Raw genomic sequence first — 13,406 nt, 5'->3', positions numbered from 1 at the left:
TAAACTCATGAAAAAATCAACCCTGCTCAGTAAAACTGACATGAAAAAAATATTAGGGGGTATTACCCCAGAAATGGCCAATTGCGAAGAGACCGCATGGAGACCACTTGTAATTGACCAAGATGGAAACTGCAGATTCTCTGGCTACAATTTCTGTTTAAATTGGTGTTCGCCGAGCATGTGCAATATCGATAGTGTTTGTACCATAACAGAGGTATAATCAACTATCCTTTAATAATAGAACCTATTCCAAAACTATAATTCTAGCACCCTGAGGCCGACTTAAAAGTCGGCCTCATTACTTTTTGGGTATTTTATCAGCATACCATCTCTTAAAACTTGTATTTACGCGTTGACTGACTTCTAGTTCTAGGTTGATAGGCGTTATCAATAAGATTTTGGTCTTTTTTGAATTGATTAGATCAACCTCTAAAATGGCCAATCTATTTACAATAAATGAGTGCTTAATTGGATAAAAATCTGTTGAAGGCAAAAACAGCATGCTTTCAGACAAAGTATGGTTCCACCCCATTTTCTCACCATTAAAGCTTATTGAAAAATAGTTCTTCTCTTCAATATAAATGCAGGCTATCTCTTTATATAACTCAGGATTTAGCTCCATTATGGGCCTAGTACCAACTTTTAGAATATTCTTTTTGAATTTATTGAACTTGCTTCTATAAAAGAATAAATAGAAATTGAGTACTACCGACATTAAAATCATCTGATGTAGGTACTTGTTAAAATAGCAATTTCCATGAATTTTCATATCAGCTAAAGCAAAGTATACTATAGTGATGAGGATGGTAAATTGTACTGGCATAAAAAATCCCAATAGAATCTGCCTTTTCATCCTTTGCTGGCATTTTTTATGCCATGGATAATGTTGATCAAGATAAGTTGTTGATATAGTAATCAACCTTATCATTACAAAGCCAATAGATGTATTTACCAAAACGGCAACAAAATAAATTTCTGATGTTAAAGTCTTTATATCAAAACATTTTCCCTGATATGGAACATGTAGATTTGCCATAAACATTGCAAACACAATTGAATTTAAACAATTAGGATACCGTGGATTAGCAATCGATTTACACCAAGATATTTTTTTCATTTCACGAAAAATCAAAATGATACCAATTCAGAATGAATAAAGCTTATCTTTTATTCTATTTGAGTCTAATCATTTTAGTTCCGTAAACAAAGAAATTAGTACCAACTGCAATGTTGTGTATACGAAAGTATGATTTGTAGATATATTGCGTTTTGGATCAAAAAACACTTATTCCTGATCACTTCATCACCAAATGGTTCAGTTTAACTATAAATTACATCATTTTCTAAAAGTATCATCTATCTAAAATAATGGTATCGTCTATCCGATTATATCTGTGTTTTTTTCATTAGGCAATAGACCTAATTTAATTTTAGGCTTCTGATTTATAGACATATACCAGTTAAAAAAAACAAAATACAGACAGAAGTAATTCAGGGTTCTAGGAATCTTCTTTACTTGGTTATTACCTACCATAGTGGTAAAATATCATCAACTTAAACTAACTTTTTCGACTGTTTTTTCAAATGCAACAAAGCAGTCCATCTTTATGAAAACCCCACATCTATTTCAATATGCAAATATAGCACATCTACACATAGATATGGGCATTATTCTGCTGTCTTGCATTACGGCGTCAGATTTTGTAGGTGCAAGACTCTTTAATACCTATTCTAAAATCAAATGTAATAAAAATCCCAATACTAAGCAAATACGTTTAGTTAATTATATAAAAATCTTTTGAGTTTGCACTATGGCCGAAGATTTAAAACTTTTCAAGAAAGAACTAGGTAAAAGGATTGCCTATTTCCGTACGAGCAAAGGTTTTACACAGGCCCAACTGGCGGCATTGATCAACAAGGATTTCCAGAGCCTAAGCCGTATAGAAAATGGTCGGGTAAACGCTTCTGGTTACATTTTAATGCAGATTGCTGATGCATTGAACATTTCTATGGACGATCTATTTGGCAAAAATACTTCCAATGTAAAGGAAAAGCCCTAGGTACAAAGCAATTCAATATGGTACCCTTAGGGTATTAAAAACTGGCATGTAACTTGCTGTTTGTTAGGTCTATAAAAAACAAATTTCCCCAACGTTTATTGTTCAGTTTAAGTATCAAGATTGTATGAAACAAAATCATCCAGAATTGACATTATTGCAACCATTTGTAGGCAAATGGACAACTAGCGGAAAAATCTACGCAATATCCAACAAACCCGAAACCATCGATCAAAGGTTATGATACCTATGAGTGGTTACCTGGTGGCAAAATGTTGTTGCACAAGGTTAATGTATACATGGGTATAGAAAGGGTACAGAGCAGCGAGTTGATCAGTTACGATAAGTTAACCGGCAATTTTAAAATGCAATATACAGACCCACAAGGTAAACAAGATACCTTAATGATGCTTGTTGATAATCAAAAGCTGACCTTTATGGGCAAAAATCTTCGCTTTAACGGAAATTTTAGCCACAACAACACTGAGATTGTGGGTTATTGGGAACAATCTGCCAACGGAAAAGATTGGAAAAAATATATGGAGATCAGGCTGGTTAAAGACTAAACCTTACTGCTTGCCTTTAAAAACGTTGATCGTAGCTGTTTTCCATACTATGTAGCCCAAATTGGCGCAATGGCTAGCTACTTCATTCTCAACTGAAGCAGGTACATCGTTTACAATACGCCAGCGCACCGTAAATTTTGGGTTGTACGAAATATAGACCACCACATCATCAGTTAAAGGCTCTATGTTGGCCAGGCTCTTTAGATGCACATCTTGCAGTTCGGAAGCTAAGCGGATCAATCTTTCCTTCATTACTTTGGCCAAAGGCGCATTGTGGTTAAACTCATCAAATATGGCAAGTACGGTTACAGTCATATCAAGGGTAGTGAAATACTATTATTTTTAGCAAAAATATACAAATAAATTTAGTAACCTATTAAAAAATGTCATTTTTAAATCAAAAAAGGCATTTTTAAGATCAGGCATCATAAAAAACGGAGGCATCTTTCGATGGCCTCCGCTGATTTATTCATTTAACGTCTTAGTATATAGACGTTTTGTTACAGTTATTATTGCATGCTTAATTAAAATTTGCAATGATTATAATTCCATTGCCAATATGGGATATGGTCTGCCTGCTGCATCGTTTTCAAAACGTTCTACAATCTTGAAGCCTAAATGCAGGTAAAAATCAACGGCTTGTTGGTTCTGTTCGTTTACATCTACTTTTTTGGCACTCTTTTGGCCAATTGCAAATGCTACCAATTGTTTGCCCTTCCCTTTACCCCTATAATCTGGGTCAATAAACAACATTTGGATGCTATTGTCGGCTAGGCCAATAAAACCTGTAATGCGTTTATCGTGTTTGGTACAATATAGACCTACCTTGTCAAGATATTCGTCAAAGATTAATCTTTTGTACAAGGTGATATCGTTTTCATCTAAAAAATGGTGCGTTGCCCTTACTGATCTTTCCCAAACGGCAATTAGTTCTAGATAATCGGTTTTTAAAGGTTTATATAAAGTAACTTTTTTCATACAGCTACAAAGTTAGCCTAATCAGTTGACTAAGATTAAAATGATTTGTTAACATCGCCCTTATGATCAAGTACAGGTAAAACTTGGCATTGCTTTATTAGATAGACATTATAATTGATAACAAAAAAACGAAAACATGAAAATTACACCATTCAGATTGATGATTTGCCGTACCCCAGCCTTTCCAGTTGCGAATACATTGACCGATGTATGGGAAGAACTCAAAGAAAAGATCAAAACTTCGTCCCCAACATTCTACGAGCTGATTGCCGATAAACAGGCAACGGAGATTGCACAGTTAAATGAAAAGATACAATTTACCATCTGGAAATATTATAACCGATCAAGATACAGGGCAACGCCTTTCGGTTCTTTTGCTTCATTTTCTTGGCTATATCTAAAAGATGGTAGCGGAGCAGATGTACAACTACAAGCTGATATGATCGAGCACAAATTTACAGACTGGAGCGAAAAGGATACTTACCTTGATTTTAAGGATATTTTAGACCGCTCAAACTTTGTTTTCAGCAATTCGACGATATATGAAGCAGGAGAAGAAATAAGGTATATCTGTTTTAAAAATGGTCAGTTTCAATTGGCATCTGTTCTTTCTTTCGATGAGCTCAAAAAGATTTTAGATGTCTGTAAGGTAAAAACAAACCTCATTGACCTGTATGGCCAACTACAAGCTGAATTTGACATGGACGAGGCAAGCAGTAAAGACTTAATTGAACAAATGATTGCGCTACAATTGATCTTAACAGACCTTTTCCCAAATATAACTGGTGAAGATTATTTTAAACGGACAGGTTTTGGCAAAAAAAACAAACATCTAGACTATATACTGGCCGAACGTAAGTTGTATGGTCTTTTTGATCAAAAGAAGCTGAAAGAGATACCTGATTTGGTCAATTGTTTACAATCTTTAAAACCGATCCAAACCTCGGCGAATCTGCAAGACTTTAAAACAGCCTTTTTGAAAAAGTTCGAAGACAGGCATATTCCATTGGCTATGGCCATGGATCCAGAATTTGGAATTGGATATGGCAATCTCGAACAACAATTCAGTACAAATGACCAGATAGCTATTTTAAAAAAAGGCGAAATCAAAAACAACGGCCAAAGCCAGTTTAAATATACAAAACTGCATAGTTTACTGTTAAACAAGATCATTTCTGGAGAAGAGATCAATCTGGCAGACCTTGAACTGCCCAAAGCTGATTTTATAGCCCCATTGCCCAATACCTTTAGTATCATGTTCCATCAATATAAAAGTAAGATAGTTATCGAGAGTATTGGGGGCTGCACTGCCAATTCTCTACTTGGACGTTTTACTTTGGCCAGCAATAAACTTCATCTTTATGGAAAAGAGATTGCAGCATTAGAAAACGAGGTAAATCCTGACGTTGTTTTTTTCGACATCGCCTATCAGGCAGAGAAGAATGTAGACAACGTAAATAGAAGGAAAAACTGCTATACCCACGAACTTGCAATTTTATGTTGGCCAACATCACTTGGTACACTTGAGCTCAATGACATCATGATTGCTGTTAACAGAAATGAAATCATTCTGAGTTCCAAAAAATTAGGCAAAAGATTGGTGCCAAGAATTTCTACGGCCTATAACTATACCCGATCTGATCTGGCAGTCTACCGTTTTTTGTGCGACCTTCAACATCAGGGTATTCAAAGCCATCTTCAATTTAGCCTTAATGAGTACTTTCCTGGTCTTCAACATTATCCAAGGGTTTATTTTAAACAGGTTATCGTTGCGCCTGCGCAATGGCTTGTACCTACTGCTTACCTTAAAGCCAAAAAAGAAGAATCGATAGCGGAGATGATCAAAAAATTTAAAGACTGGTTAAGTCTTCGTCAAATCTCATTTCCATTTAAGGCGGGCAACGGCGATCTTACCTTAACATTTGACCCTGCCCAAAAAGAAGACCTTTTAGCCTTTTTAAATTATTCGAAACAGCAAAATCTATCAGAACTCTATATTACCGAAGCATTGGTTGCAAGCGAAGATTTTATAAGGGATGAAACGCAAAAGGGCTATGCTCCACAATACATTGTTAATTATTACCATAAGGAGCAACTATATGATCCAGTACCTAAACATAACAGTAGAGCTGTTGATTTTAGAACCGCAACCGATGTAAAAATACCAGGTGGAGATTGGTTGTATTTTGAGATCTATTGTCATCCTTATCGAAGTAACAGCATTTTATTAGCGCAGATCCAAAAATTCTTGAAACAACACCGATCTTTGTTAAAGCTTTGGTTTTTTATTCGCTATAATGATCCTGCTTATCATATCCGCTTAAGGTTAAATGTAAAAAAAATAGATTCTATCGCAATTCTGCTACAATCATTTAAAAATTTGATCGAACCGATGTTACTTTCAGAAATGGTTAAGGATGTCGAACTCAAGACCTACTACCGTGAAACCAACCGTTACGGTGCTACGAGAATCGAACTGGTGGAGCAATTTTTCCATTTGGATAGCAAACTGATCTTCGTCTTATTAAGGAAAGCAAAAACACCAACACAGCTATATCTTTATGGCCTGGAGACCATGCAGTTTTTTTGTGATGGTTATACCAACAATATTGACCAACAGATCGAGTTTGTAAAAAGGATTGCCAACAATTTTGCAGAAGAGATGAAAATGGACATTGAAGTTTTTAAAAAGGTTAACGTCAATTTTAGCAATTTTAAACGAGAACATGATACTTCAAAACAGTTGACAATGCCATCTGTAAACAGCAGACAAAAAATGCTCCATCAAATCCTTAACAACTGTACAAATGTGGGCGAACAAGAAAAAATGTTGGCAGAGTCGATCCACATGCACATTAACAGACTTTTTGATTCTGAGCAGCGCAAACATGAAACCATCTTATACCATTACTTTTTAAAGGTATTACAAGCTAAGCGTGCACGCTTAAAGCAGTCATTGGCATACTTATGCTAACCTTAAAATGATTATCTTCCGTTTGCCCGTAAGTAAACGATAGATTTTCTCCATAGGCATAACGCAACCTATTTTCGATATTCGCGATACCTGCGTTATTACTTATCTTACTAATGTTCCTACTGATCAGGTTTTCTGTTTCCATATAAAAAATATCCTCTACTATAGCTAAAGTAATCTGTGCTTCATGGCCCTCTGTAGTTAGGTTTCCATGTTTGAAGATGTTTTCTACCAGTGTAAGTAGAATAAGCGGAATAAACTTGACTTCTTTTACCTCTGGTGTATAATCTAAACTGATTTCTAGTTTATTGTTCTTTCTAATCTGATATAAATAGATCAGGTTTTCTACCTGTGCAATTTCATCGCCCAATTCAATAAATTCACCCATCTTATCAGAGTCTATTGCATAACGCATCATCTGTGCTAAACTGATGATCGTTTCTCCGGCTACTGGAGATTGTTCATTTACATTATGGTACACAAAATCTAAAGTGTTGAATAAGAAATGGGGATTGATCTGTGCTTTTAAAAAAGCATTATGGGCCTTGGCTAAGGCTTGTTCTGTTTGTTGTTGGAGGATTACACCTTCTAACCGTTGTCTCTCTAATTCCTCGGTCTTTTTTCTTTCCTTGAAATAGTTGCGCAAGTAATAGTAACCTGTAGAAAATCCCAAAAAGTAAAGGCCTCTATAAATATTCCGAAGGATATAATCAGAACCAAATTTATTATAAGAATCAGGTTTGATAATATCTAATGCAAATAAAACGATATCCACCAAACGATGTGAAAGTGTGTATAATGTAATGTGTACAACTATTATAGCTGGTAAAAGAAATATGGTCCTTGTTTTATTCTTTAGGGTATAAGGGAGTGTATAATTTGCATGAATGTAAAAAAAGACAACAATTACTGTATAATGTGCAAAGTAAATGAAGAAATTAACAAATTGGTTAAATAGTAGTCCCATTAAAATGGTCTCGTAAAACACGAAACCAATCCATGCGATGAACTCATATCTATTTCTTTTTAACCATCTAATACTTTTTGACATAAATACCTTTTGTACTGTATATAAAGGCTTCTGTATCGGTAAACAGCCTTTCTGTATAAAATTTTTCTATTGAAGTAATTACTACACTATGTTTCATAAAAAATTAAAAAATCATGAAACGCAAAACATTCAAAATCAACCAAAGCACACTTTTCGTTTACAAACAACACAGTGCTGCACAAGGCTATGAACCAACAGAGCCTACTACAAACATGACGGTAACAACTTCAAATACTTCTGGTATTTCTGGAATAACTGTCTTAACAACAACATTCGGAAAACAAAATTAATATTTTCTAACGGGGAAAATCAATTGGTTTTCCCTGTTCTTAACCATTTATCTGCAATAAATGTGGCAAATTCTTTTCTATAATGCTCGCCTACAATCAGTTCGATACCATTAACCATCTTTACACTATGGCCATCTACTGATTCTATGGCATCTTTTTTTATGATGAAACCTCTTTGTAATTGTATAAAATCGGAATGTTCTTGCAATATGCTGGATATTTCAGTTAAGGACATATAGGTCAGCACTTGTTTATTCTTAGTGTAAATTAAAATATAATTGCGCTTGCTTTCGACCATTAAAATATCCGAATAACTTATTTTAACCAGTTTTGGGCTTTCTTCTCTACTTTTTACAAAGAAAAAATCAGCTTTTTCTTTTGGTTTCTCTTCGGTTTTCTGCAGTTCTTGTTTCTGGAACAACTTATTGATACAGATTAGAAATTGTCCTAACGAATAGGGTTTCAGCAGGTAATCGTCGGCATCGGCTTTAAAGGCATCATACGCATATTTGGTGTGTGCCGTAGTAAAAACCAACTTTTTTGTTAGTCCCCTGATTCTTTAGCCAATTCGATACCTGTAATTTTTGGCATATCTACATCTAGAAATACCAAATCAATGGGTCCTATTTCGCCTATTTCTTTTAAAGCAATCAAAGGATCGGTATAGGAGGCAACCAACTTTAATTCTGGTACATTGTCGATATACTTTTTTATACCTTCAATTGCATGAGATTCATCATCAATTACTACACATCTATACATATCTAATCTAGGAATTGAATAAATATAGGGTATTAACCAATATTTTTCAAAATAAATTACATTTTAGTCCTGAGATTTACGGCTTTTGTATCGAAAATGAGAGGTTTCGTATAAGGACATTCTCTCAAAAACACATTGATTCACCAAAAGTTGAATCAAAAAAATAGCCATCCCAAAAGGATGACCATTTTACATAGGTGGAGCGCTTAATTTATATTATTTGCCTCGATAAGCGAAGGGTGTTTTTCCTCTAAGTTTTTCAAAATAGATGGCAAAATCCCATGACTCAAAAAAACCAAGTGTATTTGCAATAGATTTAACAGGCTTTTGGGTATTTAACAATAGATATTCTGCCTCAAACATCAATCTTTCCATGATCAGATCAACTACCAATTTACCTGTCATCTTTTTACAGATCAGGTTCAGGTCTTTTGATGATAGGCCCATTTCCTTGGCATAAAAATCACTTGTACGGTGTCGTTTAAAATTATCTTCTATAAGATATTCGAGTTTTTGCATGATCGCTTCTTTAAAAGAAAGTTGTTCATTTGCCAAACTATAATAAGGATAAGGATTAGAATCAATCAACAACAATGAAAACAACTGGTTTAAATGCTCGAAATCACCACCATTCTCTAATTCGATCTCTAATTTTTTCATGGTAGGTGAAATTTTTTCTAAACTACCCCAAGCTAAATCGAATATATTACTAGCGCTATTAAACAGGTGTATCTGTGGATTAAAGTGGCTTTGGAATGTAAAAGTCTGGTATAACAACTGGTCTATTGATATCAAATAAGCTGCTGAAATAAAACCTCTTATTTGTAAAGAAGCATCTTTTGGAATAAAATATACCCTTCCAGCTAAGAAATCCAACTCTTGACCATCTATCCTAATCAATCCGAAACCTTTTTCTAGTATAAAAATCCGTAATGGATAAGCACAAACAAGGTCTTCATCTACAAATTGTTTTCTTGTTATTTTGTTAATCTTTATCATAATTATAAAAACTAGATCAACACAAGGTAGTTCCATCTATAGTAGACACCTAATTATTTATACAGAACCGTTCAAATCCGGGACAGAATGGCAAATTCTCAGGACAAAACCCTTTTTGACTTTTTAAGTTGATTTTTTATACAAAACCGCTCCAATCTAGGACAGCATACTAAATTCTCAGGACTAAATCGGATTTGGCTTTTGAAATTGATGATTTATACAGAATGGTTCAGATTCGGGACGGAATGCCAAATTCTCAGGACAAAAAACCTAAGCAGACCACAGGTTGCTTTCTATAACCTAAATGCGAATAAGACCTAATTGGGTCAATATAGATCATATTGGGATATATTGGGAACCAAGAAACTAATGGGAACTGGTTATTGGTTTGTTTCTGGATTAGTCCGTTATCTTTCCCTGTCCCACAGAAGACAGGGAATAGAAAACGGGTCTACAAACGCTCAAATATTAATAACCATGTGTAAGGTGCAAAATGTAGTCTATTTTTTATAATTTCTTATACATAATGGTCAAATCTCAGGACAGAACGGTCGATTCTCAGGACTAAACCCTTTTTGGCGTTTTTTTTCTTTGAAATCTTTATACAAAAAAAACCGCTTATCGAAATAAGCGGTTTTACATTGTGGGATGATTATAGGGATGTTCGACCTTGTATACTAATCTGTTTTATTGTTTAACGATCTTAAACTCTGTTCTTCTGTTCATTTGGTGTTCTTCTTCTGTACATTTAACACCGTTTGAACATTTATTGACCAACATTGTTTCGCCATAGCCCTTAGCGGTAATGCGTTCTCTTGCTATTCCCCTACTAATGATGTACTCAACCGCTGAGTTGGCACGGTTCTGCGATAGTTTAAGGTTATATAGATCATTACCTCTACTATCGGTATGCGAACCTAGTTCTATCCAGATGCTTGGATTTTCCTTTAACACGGTTACTAGTTTGTCTAATTCGATTGCTGCATCTGGTCTGATGTTATATTTATCGAAATCGTAAAATATATTCTCTATTTTGATGGCTTTACCAATGATGATCTCGCTCATGTAAAGGTTCTTTTTAAGTACCTCAGATTTTGTTAATCCATTGGTCGTTACGTAGTCCGTTGCCTTCATAAAACCAGCTTTTTCACCCGTTAGTACATAATCAGATTTTTCTGCCAGCTTAAATTTAAAGGCTCCATTGATGTCTGTTTTTACACTAACTGGCCCGGTATTAGGTTCGGTTAAGGTAACGGTTGCTTCTTTTATCGGTGCATTTGTTTCTTTGTTCAGCACTAGTCCTTCTAAAGCAAATACAGGTTTTTCAACCATAACCTTTTTCTCTCCTACAAAACTGTAGATGTCGTCATTTCCTCTCCTGTTCGAAGTAAAAAAGCCCATCTTACCGTTATCAGACCTGATCAATCCGAAATCATCAACTGAAGAGTTGATTGGTGCACCTAAATTCAATGGTACGCCTTGTACCGTTTCTCCTTTTAACCCAATCTGAAAAACATCCAGTCCACCTAAACCAGGATGACCTGTTGACGCAAAGAACAAAATGCTATCTGCACTGATCGACGGAAACATTTCATCACCTTCAGTATTTACAGTTTTACCCATATTTACTGGTTTAGACCAAGCTTCGGTCAGTGTTGCCCTTTTGCTATAATATAGGTCTACCCCGCCAAAACCTCCTGGCATATCAGAAGCGAAAATAAGGAGTGTACCTTGTTTGTTCACAGCAGGATGGCCAACAGAATATTCATCATTGTTATAAGGGAAAGCTTCAATATTGTCCCAATTTGCACCAGTTGCAGTATATAGTTTTAATTTATTGATCCTTCTTTACTTTTTGCAGTTTTACCATTGATCACATTATTTCTGGTAAATATCAACGATCCATCAGGCAATGCAACTGCAGGTCCTTCGTGGTATTTGGTATTGATCTTACCCCCTACCAATTTGGCTTTTTGGTTCAGTACAAATAGTTGACCAAGCGTATCTTCCTTATATGGTAAGCTGAGGTTACCCAAAACTTTACTATCGTTACTGGTTGGGCGTGTATCGTCGTCATTGACCTTATACAGCTTTCTCAGCTTTAACGAATCGCGACGAACCTCTTTGATCAAGCTATCTGTATTTACAGCTTTAATGTCACTCAATTGATCTACAACGTATAAATCTGTAAATGGAGTTTCATCCCAACCGAAAATGGTTTTTGTGACTTCAAAGCGGTTGCGGTTGCTGCTAAAGATTAAGCCATTTTTGTAAAAAGCTGGTGCATATTCAGAATTAACCGTATTCAGATCGGTATAGCTGATTTTGAACTGCCCTTGGTCTTTTGTCAAAGTGCTGATAGATGGATAGGCTTTTGCAAATGCTGCTGCTCTGGCATCTGTGGTTACCAATGCCTGGTATTTTTGATACCATTTTTCTGATTCTGCATATTTCTGTTGATTGGCCAACACCTCTGCATATTGCAGGGCCCATTCTGGCTTCAATTCTTTACTTGTATTTAACTGTGCGTACCAAAGTGCTGCGTTATCGTAATCTTTGATCTTTCTATAACTGTTGGCCATCATTTCTTTGGCAACTAGATCGATCTGGGTCTTTCTTTAAGGCCTGCGTTAACAATTGGATGGTAGACACATATCTAAGTGAAGTATATTCCTTAGTTGCTTTGTTTATCAATGGAGCGATATTAGCTTTTTGTTGAGCTTGCATTGCAAATGGAAGCAGCAACAAACCAATCATAACAGCTAAATAATTTTTTCTGACCTGCATGTCTTAAAATATTAAAAGTATCTAGGAGATAATATCTTTCCTTTTTCGAAACCAAATTCATAGCGCAACATGATCTCGTGGCTTCCAGAGTTGTACTGTACCAATTTTGTTAAACTTCTATCGTAGGCATAACCCAAACGTATCTGTGGACTCGCTTGAATTTCTATCATTGCAGACATGTCTGCCTTGGTACGGTATTGCAAGCCAATTGCAAATACATCCTTGATCCATAGGGCAGCATTTAGATCTGCTTCAATTGGTGCTCCTTTTACACCTTTTACCAATACAGAAGGTTTAAGTGCAAACACGTCAGAAAGTGGAAAAACATAGCCTGTTGCAAAGAATAGGTGGAGTGCTTGACCATTAAATACGTTATTGCCTTCTACCGTAAAATTGGTGAGCTTATTGTTGAGCAATTGTGGAGAAGATAATCCGATATAGAAACGATCGGTATTGTAATAAACCCCAGTCCCTACATTGACCAAAACCTTGTTTACATTTTGGCTAAAGGCCAAATCGTTTGATGGGTCTGGACTTAGCAAAACATTCTGGAAGTCGGCCCTGTACTGGCTAGCTCCAGCTTGTAGACCAAAGGCCAATGTTCCTTTTTGCAGACGTATACGATAGGCATAACTTGCAAATGCCCCAGTAGTTTTGGTAATACCGATCTTATCATTAAAGACCTGTAATCCGAGACCTACCTTTTTACTGTTAACGGGCGCATCAATAGAGAAAGTAATGGTTTCTGGTGCTCCGTTAATGCCCACCCATTGGTTACGGTATAAGGCAGTAGCCGAAGTTACATTCCTACTTCCTGCATAGGCAGGGTTAATGGCAAGTGTATTGAACATGTACTGCGAGTACATTGCTTCTTGCTGCGCATATAGTTTATTTGCAGCAGCAGCTATCAACAATAAAGCAAATGTTATATATTTTTTCATA

General features: G+C 35.7%; 16 protein-coding genes. 5 read left to right on the top strand and 11 right to left on the bottom strand.

Going from position 1 to position 13,406, the window contains the following annotated elements; translation table 11 throughout:
* Positions 1-7: 7 nt before the first annotated feature.
* Positions 8-220 (top strand): hypothetical protein, encoded by a 213-nt coding sequence (locus ACFJIZ_RS03975; protein WP_379090862.1) that lies wholly within the window; start codon positions 8-10, stop codon positions 218-220.
* A 78-nt stretch (positions 221-298) separates the two neighbouring features.
* Here ACFJIZ_RS03975 and ACFJIZ_RS03970 read toward each other — a convergent pair whose 3' ends face one another.
* Positions 299-1,117 (bottom strand): LytTR family transcriptional regulator DNA-binding domain-containing protein, encoded by an 819-nt coding sequence (locus ACFJIZ_RS03970; RefSeq protein ID WP_379090860.1) that lies wholly within the window; start codon positions 1,115-1,117, stop codon positions 299-301.
* A 694-nt stretch (positions 1,118-1,811) separates the two neighbouring features.
* Here ACFJIZ_RS03970 and ACFJIZ_RS03965 point away from each other — a divergent pair.
* Both ACFJIZ_RS03965 and ACFJIZ_RS03960 read left to right on the top strand, forming a co-directional pair.
* Complete coding sequence (locus ACFJIZ_RS03965; RefSeq protein WP_379090858.1) at positions 1,812-2,060, top strand: helix-turn-helix domain-containing protein; 249 nt, start codon at positions 1,812-1,814, stop codon at positions 2,058-2,060.
* Between the two features lie 269 nt (positions 2,061-2,329).
* A complete protein-coding gene (locus tag ACFJIZ_RS03960; RefSeq protein WP_379090856.1) occupies positions 2,330-2,623 on the top strand; it encodes a hypothetical protein in 294 nt (97 codons plus the stop codon).
* A gap of 3 nt (positions 2,624-2,626) precedes the next feature.
* On the opposite strand, the gene ACFJIZ_RS03955 is transcribed toward ACFJIZ_RS03960, so the two are convergent.
* Positions 2,627-2,938, bottom strand: a complete 312-nt coding sequence (locus tag ACFJIZ_RS03955; RefSeq protein WP_379090854.1) for a hypothetical protein — start codon at positions 2,936-2,938, stop codon at positions 2,627-2,629.
* Positions 2,939-3,163: 225 nt separating this feature from the next.
* Positions 3,164-3,601, bottom strand: a complete 438-nt coding sequence (locus ACFJIZ_RS03950) for a GNAT family N-acetyltransferase (protein ID WP_379090853.1) — start codon at positions 3,599-3,601, stop codon at positions 3,164-3,166.
* Between the two features lie 136 nt (positions 3,602-3,737).
* Here ACFJIZ_RS03950 and ACFJIZ_RS03945 point away from each other — a divergent pair, with 136 nt between their 5' ends.
* Positions 3,738-6,575 carry a thiopeptide-type bacteriocin biosynthesis protein gene (locus ACFJIZ_RS03945; protein WP_379090851.1) on the top strand — a complete coding sequence of 946 codons (2,838 nt, stop codon included), beginning with the start codon at positions 3,738-3,740 and terminating at the stop codon, positions 6,573-6,575.
* On the opposite strand, the gene ACFJIZ_RS03940 is transcribed toward ACFJIZ_RS03945, so the two are convergent.
* Positions 6,532-7,626 (bottom strand): sensor histidine kinase, encoded by a 1,095-nt coding sequence (locus ACFJIZ_RS03940; protein ID WP_379090849.1) that lies wholly within the window; start codon positions 7,624-7,626, stop codon positions 6,532-6,534. The two genes, ACFJIZ_RS03945 and ACFJIZ_RS03940, sit on opposite strands and share 44 nt — an antisense overlap.
* Before the next feature lie 113 nt (positions 7,627-7,739).
* On the opposite strand from ACFJIZ_RS03940, the gene ACFJIZ_RS03935 reads away from it, so the two are divergent.
* Positions 7,740-7,916, top strand: coding sequence for a hypothetical protein (locus tag ACFJIZ_RS03935; RefSeq protein WP_379090847.1), 177 nt, complete (start codon positions 7,740-7,742; stop codon positions 7,914-7,916).
* A gap of 19 nt (positions 7,917-7,935) precedes the next feature.
* Here the strand turns inward: ACFJIZ_RS03935 and ACFJIZ_RS03930 are convergent, their stop codons facing one another.
* From ACFJIZ_RS03930 to ACFJIZ_RS03900, 7 genes are all read right to left on the bottom strand, one after another.
* Positions 7,936-8,451 (bottom strand): LytR/AlgR family response regulator transcription factor, encoded by a 516-nt coding sequence (locus ACFJIZ_RS03930; protein ID WP_379090845.1) that lies wholly within the window; start codon positions 8,449-8,451, stop codon positions 7,936-7,938.
* Positions 8,452-8,459: 8 nt separating this feature from the next.
* Positions 8,460-8,678, bottom strand: a complete 219-nt coding sequence (locus ACFJIZ_RS03925) for a LytR/AlgR family response regulator transcription factor (RefSeq protein WP_379090843.1) — start codon at positions 8,676-8,678, stop codon at positions 8,460-8,462.
* Between the two features lie 216 nt (positions 8,679-8,894).
* Positions 8,895-9,677, bottom strand: a complete 783-nt coding sequence (locus ACFJIZ_RS03920; protein WP_379090841.1) for a helix-turn-helix domain-containing protein — start codon at positions 9,675-9,677, stop codon at positions 8,895-8,897.
* Positions 9,678-10,364: 687 nt separating this feature from the next.
* The gene (locus ACFJIZ_RS03915) at positions 10,365-11,420 is read right to left on the bottom strand and encodes an OmpA family protein (RefSeq protein ID WP_379090840.1); all 1,056 of its coding nucleotides are present in this window, start codon (positions 11,418-11,420) and stop codon (positions 10,365-10,367) included.
* 86 nt (positions 11,421-11,506) lie between these two features.
* Positions 11,507-12,262, bottom strand: coding sequence for a hypothetical protein (locus ACFJIZ_RS03910; RefSeq protein WP_379090839.1), 756 nt, complete (start codon positions 12,260-12,262; stop codon positions 11,507-11,509).
* On the bottom strand, positions 12,243-12,464 hold the full coding sequence (locus ACFJIZ_RS03905; RefSeq protein WP_379090837.1) for a hypothetical protein: 222 nt from the start codon (positions 12,462-12,464) through the stop codon (positions 12,243-12,245). The genes ACFJIZ_RS03910 and ACFJIZ_RS03905 overlap by 20 nt, the downstream gene beginning before the upstream one ends.
* 11 nt (positions 12,465-12,475) lie before the next feature.
* On the bottom strand, positions 12,476-13,405 hold the full coding sequence (locus ACFJIZ_RS03900) for a type IX secretion system membrane protein PorP/SprF (RefSeq protein ID WP_379090835.1): 930 nt from the start codon (positions 13,403-13,405) through the stop codon (positions 12,476-12,478).
* Between the last annotated feature and the right edge of the window lies 1 nt (position 13,406).

Origin of the sequence: Pedobacter sp. UC225_65, assembly GCF_042698365.1 — a bacterium.
Lineage (GTDB): Bacteria > Bacteroidota > Bacteroidia > Sphingobacteriales > Sphingobacteriaceae > Pedobacter.
Note: the sequence above shows the minus strand (reverse complement) of the source record. Positions and strands in the feature narration are given on the sequence as shown.

Coding starts and splice junctions, on each gene's coding strand:
- ACFJIZ_RS03960 (WP_379090856.1), top strand. CDS start 2,330: ATGTTGTTGCACAAGGTTAATGTATACATGGGTATAGAAAGGGTACAG.
- ACFJIZ_RS03900 (WP_379090835.1), bottom strand. CDS start 13,405: ATGAAAAAATATATAACATTTGCTTTATTGTTGATAGCTGCTGCTGCA.
- ACFJIZ_RS03945 (WP_379090851.1), top strand. CDS start 3,738: ATGAAAATTACACCATTCAGATTGATGATTTGCCGTACCCCAGCCTTT.
- ACFJIZ_RS03965 (WP_379090858.1), top strand. CDS start 1,812: ATGGCCGAAGATTTAAAACTTTTCAAGAAAGAACTAGGTAAAAGGATT.
- ACFJIZ_RS03920 (WP_379090841.1), bottom strand. CDS start 9,677: ATGATAAAGATTAACAAAATAACAAGAAAACAATTTGTAGATGAAGAC.
- ACFJIZ_RS03905 (WP_379090837.1), bottom strand. CDS start 12,464: ATGCAGGTCAGAAAAAATTATTTAGCTGTTATGATTGGTTTGTTGCTG.
- ACFJIZ_RS03955 (WP_379090854.1), bottom strand. CDS start 2,938: ATGACTGTAACCGTACTTGCCATATTTGATGAGTTTAACCACAATGCG.
- ACFJIZ_RS03950 (WP_379090853.1), bottom strand. CDS start 3,601: ATGAAAAAAGTTACTTTATATAAACCTTTAAAAACCGATTATCTAGAA.
- ACFJIZ_RS03935 (WP_379090847.1), top strand. CDS start 7,740: ATGAAACGCAAAACATTCAAAATCAACCAAAGCACACTTTTCGTTTAC.
- ACFJIZ_RS03940 (WP_379090849.1), bottom strand. CDS start 7,626: ATGTCAAAAAGTATTAGATGGTTAAAAAGAAATAGATATGAGTTCATC.
- ACFJIZ_RS03970 (WP_379090860.1), bottom strand. CDS start 1,117: ATGAAAAAAATATCTTGGTGTAAATCGATTGCTAATCCACGGTATCCT.
- ACFJIZ_RS03925 (WP_379090843.1), bottom strand. CDS start 8,678: ATGTATAGATGTGTAGTAATTGATGATGAATCTCATGCAATTGAAGGT.
- ACFJIZ_RS03975 (WP_379090862.1), top strand. CDS start 8: ATGAAAAAATCAACCCTGCTCAGTAAAACTGACATGAAAAAAATATTA.
- ACFJIZ_RS03910 (WP_379090839.1), bottom strand. CDS start 12,262: ATGATGGCCAACAGTTATAGAAAGATCAAAGATTACGATAACGCAGCA.